The organism is Alteromonas sp. ABM1_013 (assembly GCF_056160505.1).
Genome location: NZ_JBSWXH010000001.1, coordinates 677,669 through 697,670 on the forward strand (window position 1 = coordinate 677,669; position 20,002 = coordinate 697,670).

Annotated in this window: 1 protein-coding gene; it reads right to left on the bottom strand. The window is 50.8% G+C overall.

The genetic code is table 11. The features are described 5' to 3' along the window. Positions 1-26: 26 nt before the first annotated feature. Complete coding sequence (locus ACXAGK_RS02895; protein WP_474853976.1) at positions 27-19,964, bottom strand: BapA/Bap/LapF family large adhesin; 19,938 nt, start codon at positions 19,962-19,964, stop codon at positions 27-29. Positions 19,965-20,002 lie beyond the last annotated feature (38 nt).

Here is a 20,002-nt window from a genome sequence, read left to right on the forward strand (position 1 = left end):
GGCTTAAGGCTGACTTCATGAGTTAACTAGATATCCGTTGGTGGAAGTTTATCTATTGCTGTCTTCAGCACTTCAGACTCTGTCGGAGAAGCTGTTGTCACATCAGCGCTACCTTCTTTAGACGAATCGCCCACTAAGTCACTACCGGTATCAGACGATGTATTTTCGTTGCCCGAATCAGTGGATGTAGGCTCAGTTGAAGGTAGAATTAAATCTTCTGGTGGAAGATCTATATCTACAACATCAACTGTTACCTCTGTCACTGGGCCAGCGGTTACAATATCGCCTTCTTCTGGAAGGGTAATTGTGTCTTCTGGTAATGTTCCAGAGGTGATAGGTTCTGGCGCTGTGCTTTCAGGCGTTGAAGCTTCAGGCGAAAGCGGGCTTGTACCCTCGTCCGGCGCGGTGGGTATAGGGCCGCCAATATCAACCGTATCAAGCTTGGTACCAGACAGGTCGATAGTGTCGCCACCGCCAAAACCATCGCCCACATTAGTACCAAGCGTGCTCACTTCCTCTTCAGGTAGCGTAATGATTTCAGGCGTGCTCTCTACAGGTGCAATGCTTTCTACTGGCTCCGTGCTCAATAGGGGCGCAGTAGCCTCGTTTTCTGGCGTTACCAATCGAGTTTCAGCATTCAGATCGACTGTTTGAAGCGTTTGCCCTGTTAGGTCAATCACGTCAGGTGCTGTAGGCTCGTCAGTAACAACGGTGCCGCTGCTATCTGATGCACTTACAGATTCAGATGAAGTGGTTGTTACTACTTCAGGTACACCTTCACCCGATGCCGTCACAAATACATTAAACTCTGCCTGCTCGACAGTACCGTCTGGATATTCGATACGGTAAGTAAATGTATCCGTTAAGGTGCCGCCAAATACGGCTAGCGTGTTGTCCGGGGTATAAGTGTACGCGCCCGTTTGGTCAATTTGCAGCGTACCGTAATCACCAACTAACGTAATGCCGCCAGTGGCATCTTGGAAGTTTGTTCCATCAGCAGATACGGTAACGTCGTACGTTGGGCCAAACAGTATATCGTTTTCGAACAAATTACCTGTAGCTGTTTGAGCGCTGCTAAATTCAAACTGGTCAAGGTAATTGATGGTCGAGGATAGGTCTACACTAATGCTGCCAGCTACGCCAAGGCCAGTCGTACCGTTCATCGACAAACGGTACAAACCTTCAGTTAATCCGTCGACAGTGAGGACGGTATCGCCATCAATGCCTAATAAGCTAATTAGCTCGCCGTTAGGGAAAACCCTGTACGCTTCCCATGCTCCGTTTTCAAACTTTTCTACGGTAACAGTAAGGCTTGAAACCAGTGACAGTAGACTGCCATTGTCAACGTTTAACGTTATATCTTGAGTTGTATTTGACGCTACGGCAAATGTATTGCTGGTATCGTTAAAGCTGCCACCTAGCCCCAATAAATATCCATGAGAAAGCGCATCAGTTTCGTTAAGGCCTGCATCAGTAGCAAAGTCATAAGTTAATTCAGCGCGGGCTGAATCAGCCGATACCCCTTGCCCTGATAAATTGAAATTTAAGTTTGCAGTAGAGGTATTCCTACCATCTGAAATGGTGTAGCTGAAGCTATCTGTATTGCCTAAGCCGTCGCGCACGCCGTTGGCTACATAGGTGTAACTACCGTCTTCAAAGATGGTGAGGTCGCCATAGTCACCTTCAATAGTAATGCCCGATAGCCCAGTGCCCAATACAGTCACCGACTCACCATTGGTATGGGTAACTTGCGTCACTACGCCGCCCTCAGCAATGCTGTCCGCTACGTCGCCAGTATTAGCGGCATCGATAACATTCCCCGATGTTGTCGTGCTACCTTCAAACTGATACTCCGTTAGTGTTGAAGTTATATCGGTAGACTGAAGCAAGGTAAGTGTATTGCTTAGCAGTGCCGCTGCAACAGCATCTAATACGGTATCTACCAGTGCACCTAACCCTAATAGGTTAAGTCCCGTGGTAATGGTACTCACTAAATCGCCGGCGCCAATAGCGTCTGCGGTGCTTAAGGCTGGCTCAAGCACAAGGTTTCGCACAACCGTACCCAAACCAAGTCCATTTAATATACTGGCTTCAGTGCCGTTTAGTGCGTCCTCAACAGCAGTTAGCACCACCTCTTGGTTTTCTTCGCCAAGCACTACGCCGCCATCACCTAATTCTGTTAGCGTAATCGAGCCGTCGCTATTTTGATCGAATAGTGTCTCAAGGGCACTTTCATCATTGCGCACGACCACGGTGTAATCACCCGCAGGTAGCCCAGAGAATTTCGCAACCAGTGTATCGTCACCAGTTACTCCGATTAGGTTTACGCCAGCTACATCACCTATTAACGGATTGTCCGGCGTCATAGCTGAGGCGACCACGTTGCCATCGGCATCTATAATATCAATACGATACGAATCAGCGACGGCGACTAAGGCGGTTTGGCTAACTTCTACAACCACTTCGCCAAAGAAACCAGCATCAACGGTAAGCGTTGTGCTAGCCTCTGGCGAGCCCGCTGCTGGCGAGCCTTCGGTTAAGCCAAGCACTTGGAAGTCACTGTCGCTAACTGGTGCATTTACAATGGCCGTTTGTGCGCCCAACTCCATGTCATTGTTATCGGTTTGAGCTACTACTGGCGGGAAGTCGCTGCCAGATATGGTTATGGTAAGCGCCGCAATATCAGAAGTTTCACCATCTGATAGGGTGTAGTTAAACACTTCGTCCTGGCCAATTGCACTACGATCGCCGTCGGCGGTATAGGTGTATGTGCCGTCTGCGGCAATTTCCAGTACGCCATAGTTACCTTGAATAGTAACGGTGCCGGAAGCAGGTACAGCCACACTATCACCAGAGGCGTTGGTAACCAGTGTTACTTGGGCACCGTCTAAGATAGTGTCGGCACCTACGCCGCTAATATCACCGTCGATTAGGTTGCCTTGGGCCACCAAATCACCCGTATAGGTATATTCGGTTAATGTGGTGGTGATATCAGTGTCTTGCAATAGGGTTAATGTATTGCTGAGCAATGCATCGGCAATGACACTTAGAATGTCATCAAGGAAGCCAGTTAAACCAATTGCATCAAGAGGCGCGGTAAGTAAATTAACAAGCTGTCCTGCGCCAATTACTGTGGTTGTATCTAGAAGTACTTCTAATACGCCCCTTACTTGCGTGCCAACCGTACCAATTGGAATACCTAAAACCCCGGTATTTAACGTTGTTTCAATAGTATCAAGGACGACAGCTTGATTGTCTGGCCCAAGTACAACGCCAGCTGAACCAAGTTCTTGAAGGTTAACATCGTTACTATTGTCGTTGTCTAGCAAGTCTTCTAGTAAGTTCTCATCATTGCGGACCACCACACTGTAGTTGCCAGCATCAAGGCCTGCCAACGTGAACGAAATGGTCTCGTCGCCGGTAACATCAAAAATGTCTAGGCCACCGACATCGGCAAGTTGTGAGTTTGCGCTTACTCCTTTGTAAACAAGTTGACCACTCTCGTCATACACCTCAACAATGTAGGCATCGGCAACAGCAACCAGTGCTATTTGGTCAACTTCTACTAGCACTTCACCTACATGGTTAGGGGAAACGGTAAAGGATGCACTCGCATCAACACCGCCCGTAGCCTCGGCTAAGCCGATAACATCTACGTTGCTCGTAGTTTCCGGTGGGTTGACCGTGACCACAGGTTCGCCCATATCAACGGTGTTACCGTCGTTTATAGCATCAAGAGCCTGTACAACAACATTTTGACTTGCTGTGCTCGCCGAGTTACCTGCTTCGTCGGTGACTGTTGCCACCACCGCGTAGGTTCCCGCTGATAGCAGTATGCCAGTTAAATCGAGGCTCCAGTTGCCGCTGCCATCAATGGTAAGTTCAGGATCGGTGCCAAAAGTATAGGACGTACCGTCAACGGTAACGGTTAGGGTAGTATTATCACCAAGGTCAACCGTACCATTAAAGATAAGTGTGCTATCGCTAGTAATAAAGTCGCCAGCTACGCCAGAGTCGTTTGAGATACTGTCGAACGTTACTGTTTGACCATTATTGTTTTCATCAATAGTGGTATCGATAACGACTGTACCAGTGTCAGTTGCAACATTGCCTACAGCATCTGTGGCGGTAACCACAGCCGTGTAATTGCCTTCAGCAAGCAGGGCGACGATATTATCAGCCAACGTCCACGTGCCATTACCATTGTTGGTAGCGGTATAGTCGTTGCCGTCAATGGTCACCACCACAACCGCATTGGGATCGTTCACCGTACCGGTAAGCTCAGGCGTGGTGTCGTTGGTGGTTAAATCGTTTATTGCAACCGTAGGTGCGGTGACATCAATTATTACCGTACCTGTATTGGTCACCGTGTTGCCCGCGGCGTCTGTCGCGCTTACCGAAGTTGGATAGCTACCTTCTGCTAGCGTGGCGACTACGTCATCGGCCAGTGTCCATGTGCCGTCTCCGTTGTTGGTGGCGGTATAGTCGTTGCCGTCAATCGTTACCACCACAACTGCATTCGGATCGTTCACCGTACCGGTAAGCTCTGGCGTGGTGTCGTTAGTAGTAAGATCGTTTATTGCAACCGTAGGCGCGGTGGTATCAATTATTACCGTACCTGTATTGGTGACAGTATTACCCGCGGCGTCTGTCGCGCTTACCGAAGTCGGGTAGCTGCCTTCTGCAAGCGTAGCAACTGCGTTGTCAGCCAACGTCCACGTGCCGTCACCATTGTTGGTAGCGGTATAGTCAACGCCGTCAATGGTGACCACTACAGTAGCCGTTGGGTCATCAATCGTACCCGTTAGCGCAGGCGTAGTGTCGTTGGTCGTTACATCATTGATGGTTACGACAGGTGCCACTGCGTCTACCGTGTCAGATGCAGGCCCACTGGTGTTACCCGCTTCATCGGTAGCCGTAGCCGTTACTACGACTCCATCTGCTAATGGTGTATCTGGCGTTACGCTCCAATTGCCGTCGCCATCTGCTGTGACGGTGAAATCAGGCGTGCCGTCGCCATCAATATCAACATTAACCACGCTGCCTGCTTCGGCGGTACCGGTAATTTCTGTGCCGTTGCCTGCATTCACGGTAGGCGCTGCTGGCGCAGTGGTGTCAATCACCACAGTACCAGAGTTAGTTCCGGTGTTACCATCGGGGTCAGTAGCAGTAACCGTTGCGGTATAGCTACCTTCAGCCAGCGCGGCAACGATATCGTCAGCCAGTGTCCAGCTGCCATCACCATTGTTTGTAGCGGTATAGTCTGTACCGTTAATGGTAACGACCACAACTGCATTCGGGTCGTTCACCGTACCAGTAAGTTCTGGCGTGGTGTCATTGGTGTTGAGATCGTCAATACCTACCGTAGGTACAGTGGTATCAATTACCACTGTTCCCGAATTGGTGACAGTATTACCCGCGGCGTCTGTTGCGCTTACCGACGTGGGGTAGCTGCCTTCTGCAAGCGTAGCAACTGCGTTATCAGCTAACGTCCAGGTACCGTCACCATTGTTGGTAGCGGTGTAATCATTGCCGTCAATGGTCACCACCACAACCGCATTGGGGTCGTTCACCGTACCGGTAAGTTCTGGCGTGGTGTCGTTGGTGGTCAGATCGTTTATTGCAACCGTAGGTGCGGTGACATCAATTATTACCGTACCTGTATTGGTGACAGTATTGCCCGCGGCGTCTGTCGCGCTTACCGAAGTCGGGTAGCTGCCTTCTGCTAGCGTAGCAACTGCGTTGTCAGCCAACGTCCACGTGCCGTCACCATTGTTGGTAGCGGTGTAATCATTACCGTCAATGGTCACCACCACAACCGCATTCGGATCGTTCACCGTACCGGTAAGCTCTGGCGTGGTGTCGTTGGTGGTCAGATCGTTTATTGCAACGGTAGGCGCGGTGGTATCAATTACCACTGTACCTGTATTGGTTACCGTGTTGCCAGCAGCGTCTGTCGCGCTTACCGATGTAAGGTAGCTGCCTTCTGCAAGCGTTGCGACTACGTTGTCAGCCAGTGTCCATGTACCGTCACCGTTATTGGTAGCGGTATAGTCGTTGCCGTCAATGGTCACCACCACAACCGCATTCGGGTCGTTTACCGTACCGGTAAGCTCAGGCGTGGTGTCGTTGGTGGTCAGATCGTTTATTGCAACCGTAGGCGCGGTGGTATCAATTACTACAGTACCAGTGTCGGTATCGGTATTACCCGCATCGTCAGTTGCAGTAACAGATGTTGGGTAACTACCTTCAGCGAGTGTAGCCACTACGTCATCAGTCAGTGTCCACGTACCGTCGCCATTATTTGTAGCGGTATAGTCGTTGCCATCAATGGTGACTACTACAGTAGCCGTTGGGTCATCAACCGTACCCGTTAGTGCAGGCGTAGTGTCGTTGGTCGTTACATCATTGATGGTTACGACAGGTGCCACGGCGTCTACCGTGTCAGATGCAGGCCCACTGGTATTGCCCGCTTCATCGGTTGCTGTTGCCGTTACTACAACACCATCTGCCAATGGTGTATCTGGCGTTAAGCTCCAATTGCCGTCGCCATCAGCGATCACGGTGAAATCTGGCGTGCCGTCTCCGTCTACATCCACATTTACCGTTGCGCCTGCTTCGGCTGTGCCGGTAATTTCAGTGCCGTTGCCCGCTTCAACGGTAGGCGCAGCTGGTGCTGTGGTATCAATAACCACTGTACCAGTATTCGTACCCACATTACCTTCTGGGTCGGTTGCAGTAACTATTGCGGTATAGCTACCTTCAGCAAGTGCCGCCACCGCATCGTCAGCCAGTGTCCACGTGCCATCACCGTTATTGGTGGCGGTATAGTCGGCACCGTTGATGGTAACAACCACCGTGGCTGTTGGGTCGTCAATTGAACCAGTAAGTGCCGGCGTTGTATCGTTTGTTGTTAAATCGTTAAAGGCAACTACTGGTGCAGCCGCGTCAACCGTGTCTGAGGCTGGGTTGCTGATGTTACCTGCTGCGTCAGTTGCCGTTACGGTCACAATTACGCCATCGGCAAGCGGAGTATCAGGCGTAATACTCCAATTACCGTCGCCATCAGCGATGACGGTGAAATCAGGCGTGCCGTCACCATCAACGTCCACATTTACGGTTGTGCCTGCTTCAGCGGTACCGGTAATTTCGGTGCCGTTGCCTGCATCCACAGTAGGTATGGCAGGTGGAGTAGTATCAATCACTACCGTTCCTGAATTTGAGCCCACATTGCCATCGGCATCCGTGGCAGTAATGGTAGCGGTATAGCTACCATCTGCAAGTGCAGCCACTGCATCGTCAGCCAGGGTCCAGCTTCCATCACCATTGTTAGTTGCGGTGTAGTCCACGCCATCAATAGTCACTACTACGATAGCGTTTGGATCGTCAACCGTACCGATTAGCTCTGGTGTAGCGTCATTAGTGGTTAAGTCATCAATTGCAACGATTGGCGCAACAGCATCTACTGTATCTGACGCTGGTGCACTGACATTGCCAGCTTCATCAACCGCCGTCGCCGTAACAACCACGCCATCGGCCAGCGGTGTAGTGGGTGTTACTGACCAATTTCCATCGCCATCAGCGATGACGGTGAAGTCTGGCGTGCCGTCGCCATCCACGTCTACATTTACAGTTGCGCCTGCTTCCGCAGTACCCGTAATTTCAGTGCCGTTACCTGCATCGACGGTAGGCGCTGCTGGAGCAGTGGTGTCAATAACCACAGTACCAGAGTTAGTTCCGGTGTTACCATCGGCGTCAGTAGCAGTAACCGTAGCGGTATAGCTACCTTCAGCCAGCGCGGCAACGATATCGTCAGCCAATGTCCAGCTGCCATCACCATTGTTTGTCGCGGTATAGTCTGTACCGTTGATGTTAACGACCACCGTGGCCGTTGGATCGTCTACCGAACCGGTAAGTGCAGGCGTGGTGTCGTTAGTCGTTAGGTCATTAAAGACAACGATTGGCGCAACAGCGTCTACTGTGTCAGTCGCTGGGCTACTTGTATTGCCTGCTTCATCGGTAGCTGTTGCCGTCACAACCACGCCATCGGCTAGCGGTGTAGTGGGTGTTACTGACCAGTTACCATCGTTATCAGCAGTCACCGTGAAATCAGGTGTGCCATCACCGTCAACGTCTACGTTTACGACAGCACCTGCTTCGGCAGTGCCGGTAATTTCAGTACCATTGCCCGCATCAATAGTAGGTGCAGCAGGCGCAGTAGTATCGATAATTCCACCATTTTCATTTGCAGTTGCCGTATTGCCCGAGGGATCAGTGGCAGTTGCAGTGACAGAATAATTACCTTCAGATAAGGCCGCTGGCACATCTGCAGAGAAGGTGCCATTAGCTTGAACAATGGCGTCAAAGGTTTGCGTATTACCAGCATTATCAGTAACGCTGATAGACACGATGCTGCCCGGTGCAACATCCGTAGTGCCAGAGATGGTTGGTGTTGTGTCGTTTCCTGTACCAAGCGAGTCCAAGGTTAGGGTTGGCACGGCGGTGTCAATATTTCCGCTGGTAGTATCAGACGCCGAGTTTCCAGCGGCATCAGTGGCGGTTGCAGTAACATCGAAGTTTCCGTCTGCCATTGCATTGGGCACGTCGGCGCTGAAATCACCGTTACTATCGACAATAGCCGTAAATGTCTGTTCTGCTCCTGCGCTGTCGGTGACGGTTATGGTCACTGAACTACCTGGGCTTAAATCGGTGCTGCCAGTAATTGTTGGCGTGGTATCGTTACCTGTGCCTTGTGCATCTAAGTTGATAGTCGGCGCGGTAGTGTCTACGCTACCGTTTGCTTCAGTGACAGTAGTCTCATTGCCTGCTGGGTCTTGGGCCACGGCTGTGACGGTATAACCTCCTTCGGCCATTGGGTTGGGCACATCTGCCGAGAAACTGCCGTCTCCCTGAACGGTTGCATCGAAGGTCTGGCTTACACCTGCGTTATCGACAACCGTAATCGTTACAGTAGCACCTGCAGGCAGGTCAGTATTACCCGATATGGTCGGAGTAGTGTCATTCTCCGAGTTAAGTGCGTCTAACGATAGGGTTGGAGCTGTTGTATCGATGACGCCTGTATTGTCCTCAACACTGGTGCTGTTACCCGCATCATCACTTACGGTGGCCTCAACACTGTATGCACCTTCTGCTAAAGGCGCAGGCACATTCACTGTAAAGTTTCCATTTACATCAACTGTAACTGTGAGGGTTTGTACATTTCCTGCGCTGTCGGTTACCACAAGCGTAACTTCACTGCCTTGCTCTAGGTTAGTGCTACCAGACAGAGTAGGGGTTGTGTCATTGCCTTCCTCAAGTGGCGTTAAGGTTAGAGATGGCGCTGTAGTGTCTACGTTTCCTGTATCACTTGCTGTTGCAGTGTTACCTGCTTCATCACTGACGCTAGCACTTATCGTGAAGTCGCCTTCAGCTAAATCGGTACCAGGGGATATAGAGAAAGTCCCATCTCCCTGCACCACAGCACTTAAGGTCTGGGTTGCACCAGCGCTATCCGTTACCAAAATGGTTACCACAGCGCCTGCAGGCTCATCGGTTGTACCAGTAATGAGTGGCGTCGCGTCGTTAGTGGTATCGGCAACATCTATAGTAAGTGTAGGTACTAGTGTATCAACTACGCCTGCGTCGTTATCGGTTGTACTGTTACCTGCTGTATCAGTGGCGGTTGCTGATACAGTGAAGTTTCCTTCAGCCATCGCCGCTGGTACATCGGCAGAGAATACGCCGCCCGCGGCAACCAACGCAGAGAACACCTGGGTATTACCCGCACTATCAACAACGGTTATCTGCACTGTAGAACCTTGCGGTAAATCTACAGTGCCGCTAATGGTTGGTGTCGAGTCGCTAATTGTGCCTGGGTCGTCCAGCGTAATGACAGGTGAAATTGTGTCGATGACGCCGCTTTCAGCGTCGGACGCTGTATTGCCAGCTTCATCAACAACGGTAGCTTGGACTGTGTAGTTACCCTCAGCCAAAGTGGCAGGTACCTCTACACTAAAAGAGCCGTCGCTTTGTACGGTTGCTGATAAGGTTTGAATATTGCCATCGTTATCGGTGAGGGTAATTGAAACTGTGCTTCCGGCTGGCTGGTCTGTCGTTCCGCTAATGGTTGGTGTAGCATCATTGCCAACACCCGGATCTGCAACATCAATAGCTGGTGATGTGGTATCTACCACACCGCCAGTTTCAGAGTCAGAGCCTGTATTTCCGGCTCCGTCAGTCACCTCTGCGACAACTGTGTAGCTACCTTCGGCCAGGTCTGACGGTACGCTTGCGCTGAAGGTACCATCTCCTTGTACGGTTGTAGTAAAGGTTTGAACTGCTCCAGCACTATCTGTCACTGTTAAAGTGACGGTGGCACCAACTGGCGCGTTAGTTGTGCCCGAAATAAGAGGCGTAGCATCGTTTGTCTGGCCAAGGGCATCTAAGGTAATGTCCGGGGCGCTTGCATTAATATTGCCGCTATCTGACACTGTCGTGCTATTGCCCGCAGCATCGCTCGCACTGGCTGTTACATCGTAATCGCCATCAACAAGCGCGCTGGGTACTTCAACTGAGAAAGTGCCATCCGCGTTTACCGTAGCTGCAAGGTTTTGTACATTACCGCCTGCATCGGTGACAACCAGTGTAATTGTTGCTCCCTCTGGCAAATCGGTAGTACCGCTTAATACTGGTGTTGCGTCATTGCCGCTGGCCACTGGATCTAAGTTGATAACAGGTGGGGTGGTGTCAACTGTACCGTTATTATCAACCGCTGTGTTTTGATTACCTGCATCATCAGTCGCCGTCACTTCTATTGTGTAATCGACTTCTGCAAGGTCAAGGGGCACATCAGCGCTAAAGCTACCATTCGCTTGAACGGTGGCAGTGAAAGTTTGCGTATTGCCCTGGCTGTCGGTCACGCTGATGCTTACAGTGTTGCCCGCAGCCAAGTCGGTGGTTCCCGATATAGTCGGTGTGGCATCGTTAGTTAGGCCTTGTGCATCTAACGCTACGGTGGGGGCTGCAGTATCTATGACACCGTTGTTATCTATTGCCGTTGCAGAATTACCCGCATCGTCATTCGCAGTGACAGTCACGCTGAAACTGCCTTCAGATAAATCGGCAGGAACATCAGCACTGTAAGTGCCATCGTTTTGAACGGTTGCAGTGAATGTTTGGGTATTTCCAGCGTTGTCTGTCACGCTTATGCTAACTGTGTCGCCAGCATTGAGGTCTGTGGTGCCAGAGATAGACGGCGTTGCATCATTGCCAAGCCCTTGTGTATCGATGGTTATTGATGGGGCTGTGGTATCGATGTTACCGCCATTTTCGGTTACCGATGCACTATTGCCGGCGCCGTCTGTGGCGGTCGCAGTAACAGAATAGTCACCTTCAGGTAAGCTTGCAGGAACATCAGCCGTAAAGCTTCCATCACCTTGCACTATGGCACTGAATGTCTGTGTGTTTCCAGCACTGTCAGTCACAGTTAGCGTTACAGTACTACCTGGCGCTAAGTCGGTGCTACCTGAAATGGTCGGCGTCGTGTCGTTGCCCGAACCAAGAGGCTCGAGGGATAGGGTAGGCGCGGCTGAGTTTATGTCGCCGCTCACTGTATCTGTAGCAGTATTGCCTGCAGCATCAGTGGCCGTTGCAGTAACGTCGAAGTTTCCGTCAGCCATAGGATTAGGCACATCTGCACTGAAGTCGCCATTACCATCAACAGTTGCAGTAAACGTCTGCACAGTACCAACGCTGTCAGTTACTGTGATAGTTACTGTGCTGCCTGCATCCAAATCTGTGCTACCGCTAATAGTTGGTGTGTTATCGTTACCTGTACCAAATGGATCTAAGGTAATCACTGGTGCTGTGGTATCGACGCTACCACCCGTTTCAGAGTCAGAGCCTTGGTTGCCCGCCGCGTCTTGAGCCGTTGCGGTAACCGTATAGTCTCCTTCAGCTAGTGGTGAAGGTACGTTGGCGGCAAAACTACCGTCGGTTTGTACCGTTGCGGCAAAGGTTTGCGTATTACCCAAACTGTCGACCACTGTTAGTGTGACAATAGCGCCCGCAGGAAGGTTTGTGGTGCCAGAAATAGTTGGCGTTAGGTTATTCTCTGGTGTTAATTCTTCGAGATTTAGATCAGGTGGCGTGATGTCGATAACGCCTGAATTATCGAGAACCGACGTGCTGTTGCCTGCTTCATCAGTGGCAGTAGCTTCAACACTGTAAGAGCCTTCAGCAAGTGCCGCGGGTACATCAACCGTGAAGTTTCCTGCAGCATCAACTGTTGCTGTAACCGTTTGAATATTGCCTGCACTGTCAGTGATAACCAAAGAGACCACGCTGCCTTCGGCTAGATCTGTACTTCCCGAAATGGTTGGCGTTGTGTCGTTGCCTAATCCTTGAGGGTCTAAGGTTAGGGTAGGCGCTGTGGTGTCTATGGTGCCTGTTGCATTGGCTGACGCACTGTTGCCAGCAGCGTCGGTGGCCGTTGCGGTAACCGTATAGTCACCTTCGGCGAGTGCAGCTGGTACAGCCACAGTAAAGTTGCCGTTTGTATCAACCGTTGCGGTCACAGTTTGTGTATTGCCAGCGTTGTCGGTGACCGACAGCGTTACGCTCTCACCTGCTGCTAAGTCCGTAGTGCCTGAAATGGTAGGCGTAGTATCGTTATTTGAACCCAGCGCATCTAGTGAAATAACGGGGGCGACGGTATCGACATTACCGTTATTGTCGGTGACAGAGGCACTATTTCCGTTGTCGTCAGTAGCGGTAGCGGTTACTGAGTAATCACCTTCGGCAAGAGGCGCGGGGACATCAGCACTAAAGTTACCGCTCGCATCAACAAATGCAGTAAAGGTTTGGGTGTTGCCTGCACTGTCAGTTACAAAAAGCGTCACGGTTGAACCAGCGGGTAGGTCAGTCGTACCCGAAATGGTTGGTGTAGTATCGCTAACCGTAACTTGCGCATCTAATGTCAACGTAGGGGCACTGGTATCTAACGTACCGGTATCAGAAGTGGTGGTTGTATTACCTGCATCGTCTGAGGCACTTGCTGTTACCGTGTAGCTGCCGTCTGGTATAGCGTTTGGAACATCTGCGCTGAAGTCACCATTCGCGTCCACAATGGCGTCAAAGGTTTGTGTATTGCCAGCGCTATCTGTGACGGTTAACGTGACTGTGCTTCCCGGTGCTAAATCAGTGCTGCCCGATATGTTAGGCGTTTCATCGTTACCTGTGCCCTGCGGATTTAGCGTAAGTACAGGGGCGGTGGTGTCAATATTGCCACCGTCCTCAGTGGCAGTTGTTGAATTACCTGCATCATCTGTCGCAGTAACTTCGACGCTGTAGTCTCCTTCAGGCAGTGGAGACAATACCTCTGTTGCAAAGTTGCCGTCTGCATCAACCAATGCGTTAATGGTTTGCGTGTCGCCATTGCTGTCAGTCACGGTGATCACAACGACAGCACCTTCAGGTAAATCTGTATTACCTGAAATAACCGGCGTAGTGTCATTACCTGAATCTAACGGGTTAACGGTAACAATAGGTGCTTGTGTATCAATACTTCCATTTGTTTCGTTTGCCGTCGCGGTGTTGCCTTGTGCATCGCTTACTGTTGCCGTAACGGTAAAGTCGCCTTCAGCCAGGGCGCTAGGCACATCGGCACTGAATGTGCCGTCTGCTTGCACGGCTGCTTGGAAACTCTGCGAGTTACCGTTGGCATCTACCACAGTAATGGTAACCAGTGTGCCAGGTGCCACGTCGGAAGTACCTGTGATAGTTGGGGTAACATCGCTGGTAGCGCCTTGTTTATCAAGGGTTAACAGCGGCGCTTCGCTATCTACATTACCTGTTGTATTGGCATTCGCGGTATTGCCTGCACTGTCGGTTGCACTGGCAGTCACAGTAAAGTCGCCGTCAGCAAGTGCGTTTGGCACATCTACGCTAAAGTTACCATTTGCATCAACCAAAGCATTGATAGTTTGCGTGTTTCCAGCGCTATCTGTAACGACAAGCGTAACCGTGCTTCCTTCAGGAAGGTCAGTGGTGCCTGAAAGTGTAGGTGTGGTGTCACCCGTGCTGTCAGGATTTTCTAGGGTAAGCGTAGGCGCGGTGGTATCTACAACGCCGCCATTGTCGGTTACTGTTGTCGTGTTGCCATCGCCGTCAGTTGCGCTGGCGGTAACGGTGTAAGCGCCATCAGCGAGTGGAGTGGTTACTTCTGCACTAAATGTTCCGTCAGTGCCTACTGTCGCGGTAATCGTTTGCGTGTTCCCTGCGCTATCCGTTACGGTTAAGGTAATCGTACTTCCTTCAGGTAAGCTGGTGGTACCTGAAATAACGGGCGTGCTGTCATTCGTCTCGCCTTGACCATCTAGCACTAACGTGGGGGCATTGGTATCAATATTACCCGTTGCGTTGTCTGTAACTTCATTGCCTGCTTCGTCTTCTGCCGTGGCAGTAACAGTAAAGTCTCCATCAGCCAGTTCTTGAGGGACGTCGACAGAGAAGTTGCCATTAGCATCGACTAAGGTGTTGATAGTTTGGATGTTACCAGCGCTATCAACGACTGTTAGCGAGATAACACTTCCTTCAGGCAGGTCGGTGCTGCCCGATAAAGTTGGTGTGGAATCGTTACCAGAACCCACTGGATTTAAAGATAGCGATGGTGCGGTTGTATCTACTATGCCACCGTTTTCTGTCACGCTAGCGGTATTACCATTTTCATCGACAGCGGTTGCTGTAACGGAGTAGATACCTTCTGCTAATGCGCTAGGTACTTCAGCGCTAAAGTTTCCGTTTTCATCAACAACGGCTTCAATAGTTTGCTGATTACCTAAGCTATCGGTGACGACCAGTGTTACCGTGCTACCTTGGGGTAAATCTGTCGTGCCGCTAATAAGCGGCGTAGTATCGTTGCCCACATCTTGTGGGTCAAGCGATAGCGTTGGTGCTGCGGTATCAATATTGCCCTGTGTCGATGCAGAGTCTTGATTACCCGCATCGTCAGTGACCGTCGCGGTAACGGTAAAGTTGCCGTCGGCAAGCTCTGCCGGCACGTCAACAGAGAAAGTACCGTCATTTTGGACAAGAGCGTCAAAGGTTTGCGTATTGCCTGCACTGTCTGTAACAGTGATTGATACACTGCTACCCGGTGCCTGGTCTGTGTTACCTGAGATGGTTGGCGTAGTATCATTAGTACTGCCTTGAGCATCTAGATTAACCAGCGGCGATGTAATATCGATATTACCGCCAGTTTCCGTTGCCGTTGCAGTATTGCCGTTGGCGTCGGTCGCTGTAGCCGTTACGCTATATTCACCTTCAGCTAATGGATTGGGCACATCGGCACTGAAATTACCAGAACCATCTACCGTTGCCGTAAACGTTTGCGTATTGCCAAGCGCATCGGTAACAGAGAGTGTAACAGTGCTGCCAGCGGGTAAATCGGTAGTACCTGAGATAGTAGGCGTGGTGTCGTTGTCATCACCCAGTGGGTCAAGGGTTAAGCTTGGCGCATTGCTGTCCACGGTGCCAGTTTGTGACGTTGAAGCACTATTTCCCGCAGCATCGGTGGCTGTTGCTTCAACAGTGTAGTCGCCGTCAGCGAGTTCAGCAGGCACGTCTGCGCTAAATTCACCGTTCGCGTCTACTGTGGCAGTAAAGGTTTGGCTGTTTCCAGCACTATCGGTAACGGTAAGTGTAACCGTGCTGCCTGATTCCAAGTTTGTAGAGCCGCTAATTGAAGGTGTCGTGTCGTTACCTGTGCCAAGTGGCTCTAGTGAAATGGTGGGGGCTTGCGTATCAATGTTGCCGCCATTTTCATTGGCAGTCGTTGTATTGCCTGCCTCGTCTGTAGCACTGGCCTCTACAGTATATTCACCCTCAGTAAGCGGCGTTTGCACGTCGACGCTAAAATCACCGTTCTCATCAACGATGGCATCGATAGTTTGTGTGTTGCCCGCGCTGTCGGTCACCGCAATGGTTACTGTTGAACCAGGTGGTAAATCGGTAGAGCCTGAAATCGTTGGCGTGGTGTCGCTGCCGTCAGTTTGCGGGTCTAGAGAAAGCGCTGGTGCGGTAGTGTCTATGTTGCCACTGTTGTCGACAGCGGTAGTTGTATTACCCGCTGCATCAGTTGCTTCGACAGAAACCTCATAGTTGCCTTCTGCTAGCGCGTCTTCGACATCGGCGCTGAAATTACCATTTTCATCAACAACGGCGGTAAAGGTCTGCGTATTACCCTGACTATCAGTGACAGTAATAACGACCTCGCTACCTGCGGGTAAATCTGTGTTACCTGAGATAGTCGGTGTTGTGTCGTTAGTATCCGTTTGCGGGTCGATATTCACAATTGGTGGGGTGGTATCAAGTACAGTAGTGGCCGTGGCGGTAGAGCTATTGCCATTTTCGTCTGTCACCGTCACTTCAATCTCGTATTCGCCCTCTTCAGAGCCAGGAGGGAATGCTACATTGAAGTTGCCATTCTCATCGGTTGTCCCCGTTATTGTCTGGCTGTTGCCGTCGCTATCGGTGATAACAACCACAACCTCTGAATTAGGGGCGTCTGACGACCCCCCTATGCCTTCACTACCGTTGGTAGGAGAGCCGGTTTCAATGACAACATTAGGGCCTTGGGTATTGATAACCGCATCGATTGACGTTGAAGCAGTATTGCCCGCCACATCAGACACAGTAGCGGTTACCGTGAAGTCGCCGTTTGCGAGTGCTTGCGGAACTTCAGCACTGAAGCTGCCGTCTTCTTGCACTGTTGCAGTAATGGTTTGCGTAGTGCCATCTGAATGCACGATATCTAGTGTTACTATCGCACCCGGTTCTGCGTCGGTGTCGCCATTTATCACTGGCGTGTCATCATTGGTTGAGCCAATAGGATCAAGGCTGATTATCGGCGCCGTGGTGTCAATTTCGCCTGTTACTGTAGTAGTCGAGCTGTTACCTGCTGGTGTCGTCACAGTAACATCTACCGTGTACTCACCTTCGCTAAGTTCCGCTGGCACATCTTCGTTGAACGTGCCGTCAGCGCCCACTGTAGTGACGATTGTTTGCTCGTTACCCTCGCTATCTGTAACAACGATGACCACTTCACTGCCTGGAGGGGCATCGGTTTCACCAGAAACGTTTGGCGTAGTATCGTTCGTTGGTGCAGGTTGATTTACGGTCGTCGACGGACTCGTAGAATCGTAATCGCCGCTTGCTGTTGCTTGTGCGGTATTACCCGCACCATCTGTCACCTCGGCAGTTACGCTGTATGTACCTTCTGCCACTGCATTTGGAACTTCAACGGTAAAGGTACCGTCGGCTTGTACGGTGGTAGTAAAGGTTTGAGTAACGCCTGCACTATCGGTAACAGTAAGCGTTATTGTGCTTCCGGGCACGGCATCCGTTAAGCCCGATAGTGTGGGGGTTGCATCGCCATTTATTCCTGGGTCGTTTAATGAGATGGTTGGGGCCGTCACGTCGATAGCACCCTGAGCGTCAGCATTGGCCGTATTGCCCGCTTCGTCGGTAACGCTTGCGTTAACCGTAAATTCACCTTCAGCTAGTTCAGCCGGTACGTCTGCAGTGTATGTGCCGTCAGCCTGCACAATGGCGGTCACAGTTTGTGTGTTACCTGCGCTATCGCTAATGGTTAACGTAACCGTGCTGCCAGGGGCGGCATCAGTGGTACCTGTAAGGGTAGGTGTGGTGTCATTGTCAGTAGCTATCGCGTCAATAGTAATTGATGGCGCAGTAGTATCAATTTCCCCTGTGGTATCAGCGGTTGCTGTGTTGCCCGCTTCGTCGGTCACGCTGGCGTTAACGGTAAATTCACCTTCAGCTAATTCAGCAGGTACATCAACGCTATAGGTGCCGTCTGCTTGCACAATGGCTGTCACGGTTTGAGTAACGCCAGCGCTATCGGTAATGGTTAATGTAACTGTACTACCCGGTGTGGCATCAGTGGTGCCTGAAAGGGTTGGCGTGGTGTCGTTGTCAGTAGCTATGGTGTCGATAGTGATCGACGGTGCTGTAGTATCAATTTCCCCTGTGGTATCAGCGGTTGCGGTATTGCCTGCTTCATCACTAACGCTGGCGTTAACGGTAAATTCGCCTTCGGCTAATTCAGCCGGTACGTCCGCACTATAAGTGCCGTCCGCTTGCACAGTGGCAGTCACGGTTTGCGTATTGCCCGCGCTATCGGTAATGGTTAATGTAACTGTGCTACCCGGTGTAGCATCAGTGGTACCTGAAAGGGTAGGTGTTGTATCGTTACCAGTTGTTATAGCATCAATAGTAATTGACGGTGCTGTAGTATCAATCTCGCCTGTTGTATCCGTAGTTGCGGTATTGCCTGCTTCATCAGTCACGGTGGCGTTAACGGTAAATTCGCCTTCGGCCAATTCAGCCGGTACGTCCGCACTATAGGTGCCGTCCGCTTGCACAATGGCGGTTACAGTTTGTGTGTTGCCTGCACTATCGGTAATGGTTAACGTAACCGTGCTACCCGGTGTAGCATCAGTGGTACCCGAAAGAGTAGGGGTGGTGTCGTTGTCAGTGGCTATGGTGTCGATGGTGATAGACGGCGCTGTGGTATCAATTTCCCCTGTGGTATCAGCGGTTGCTGTATTGCCAGCCTCATCGGCCACGCTGGCGTTAACGGTAAATTCACCTTCGGCTAATTCAGCCGGTACGTCCGCACTATAAGTGCCGTCCGCTTGCACAATAGCGGTCACGGTTTGTGTGTTACCTGCGCTATCGGTAATGGTTAACGTTACCGTGCTGCCGGGGGCGGCATCAGTGGTACCTGAAAGGGTAGGTGTGGTGTCGTTATCAGAGCCTGGCGCATTAATGGTAATGGTTGGGGCGGTAGTATCAATTTCCCCTGTAGTATCAGCGGTTGCTGTATTGCCTGCTTCATCGGTAACGCTGGCGTTAACGGTAAATTCACCTTCAGCTAATTCAGCAGGTACGTCAACGCTGTAGGTGCCGTCGGCTTGCACAATAGCTGTCACAGTTTGAGTAACGCCTGCGCTATCGGTAATGGTCAGCGTAACTGTGCTGCCAGGAGTGGCATCGGTTGTACCTGAAAGGGTAGGCGTGGTGTCGTTATCAGAACCCGGCGCATTAATGGTAATGGTTGGAGCGGTAGCGTCAATTTCACCAGTGGTAGAACTATCAGCAGTATTACCTGTAGGTTCTAACACGGTAGCATCTACCGTGAACTCACCATCAGCCAATGCATTTGGTACGTCTACACTGAATGTACCGTCGTCTTGTACTATGGCGGTAACAACCTGAGTGTTTCCCTCACTATCGGTAACGGTTAGTGTAACTGTACTGCCTGGAATTGCTGAAGTAATGCCTGATAGTGTTGGCGTGGTGTCGCTTGTTAAGCCAATCGCATCTAGGGTAAGTGAAATGTCTTGTGCTTGCTCGCCTGTTCCAGAAAACTCAACTGGCGTAACATCGTCGTTGCCATTTGCACTTTGATCGAACTGGAAACCCACTGGATCGACTTCTTCATTTATGCGATCAACGCGCACAAAATTACTACCGCCGTCAGTACCAGCACCACCATCTAGGCCCGCTGCGGTTGCTTCTAACGATTCTAAAATGTCTCCGTCACCAGCAAGCACATCAAGAAAGTCAGCGTCACCTTCTTGGTTGTTGCCATCAACACCGTCAAGTAATGCGGTTAGCTCATCGACACTCTCATCGAAGACGGCAAATTCATCGTCAGAATTGCTTTCTGTAAAATCTAATTGCAGCGGGAAAGTGACACTTTGTCCGGCTGGAAGTGTGCGAAGTTCGCCATCCACACTAACGGTGACATAACCATCGGATGAGACATCTAATACATCTCCCTCATAAACAGTCATTCCGACAGTAGCAATAACTTGTTCGCCTGTGTCACCACGAACAATAGAAGCTTCACCATTTACTTCTGCAATGATTACTTCAGCCATATTTCCCTCTCAATCAATAAATATCACGCTATACCAAA

What these genes read in the sequence shown, in the direction of transcription:
- ACXAGK_RS02895 (WP_474853976.1), bottom strand. Translation starts at nt 19,964, where the DNA reads ATGGCTGAAGTAATCATTGCAGAAGTAAATGGTGAAGCTTCTATTGTT.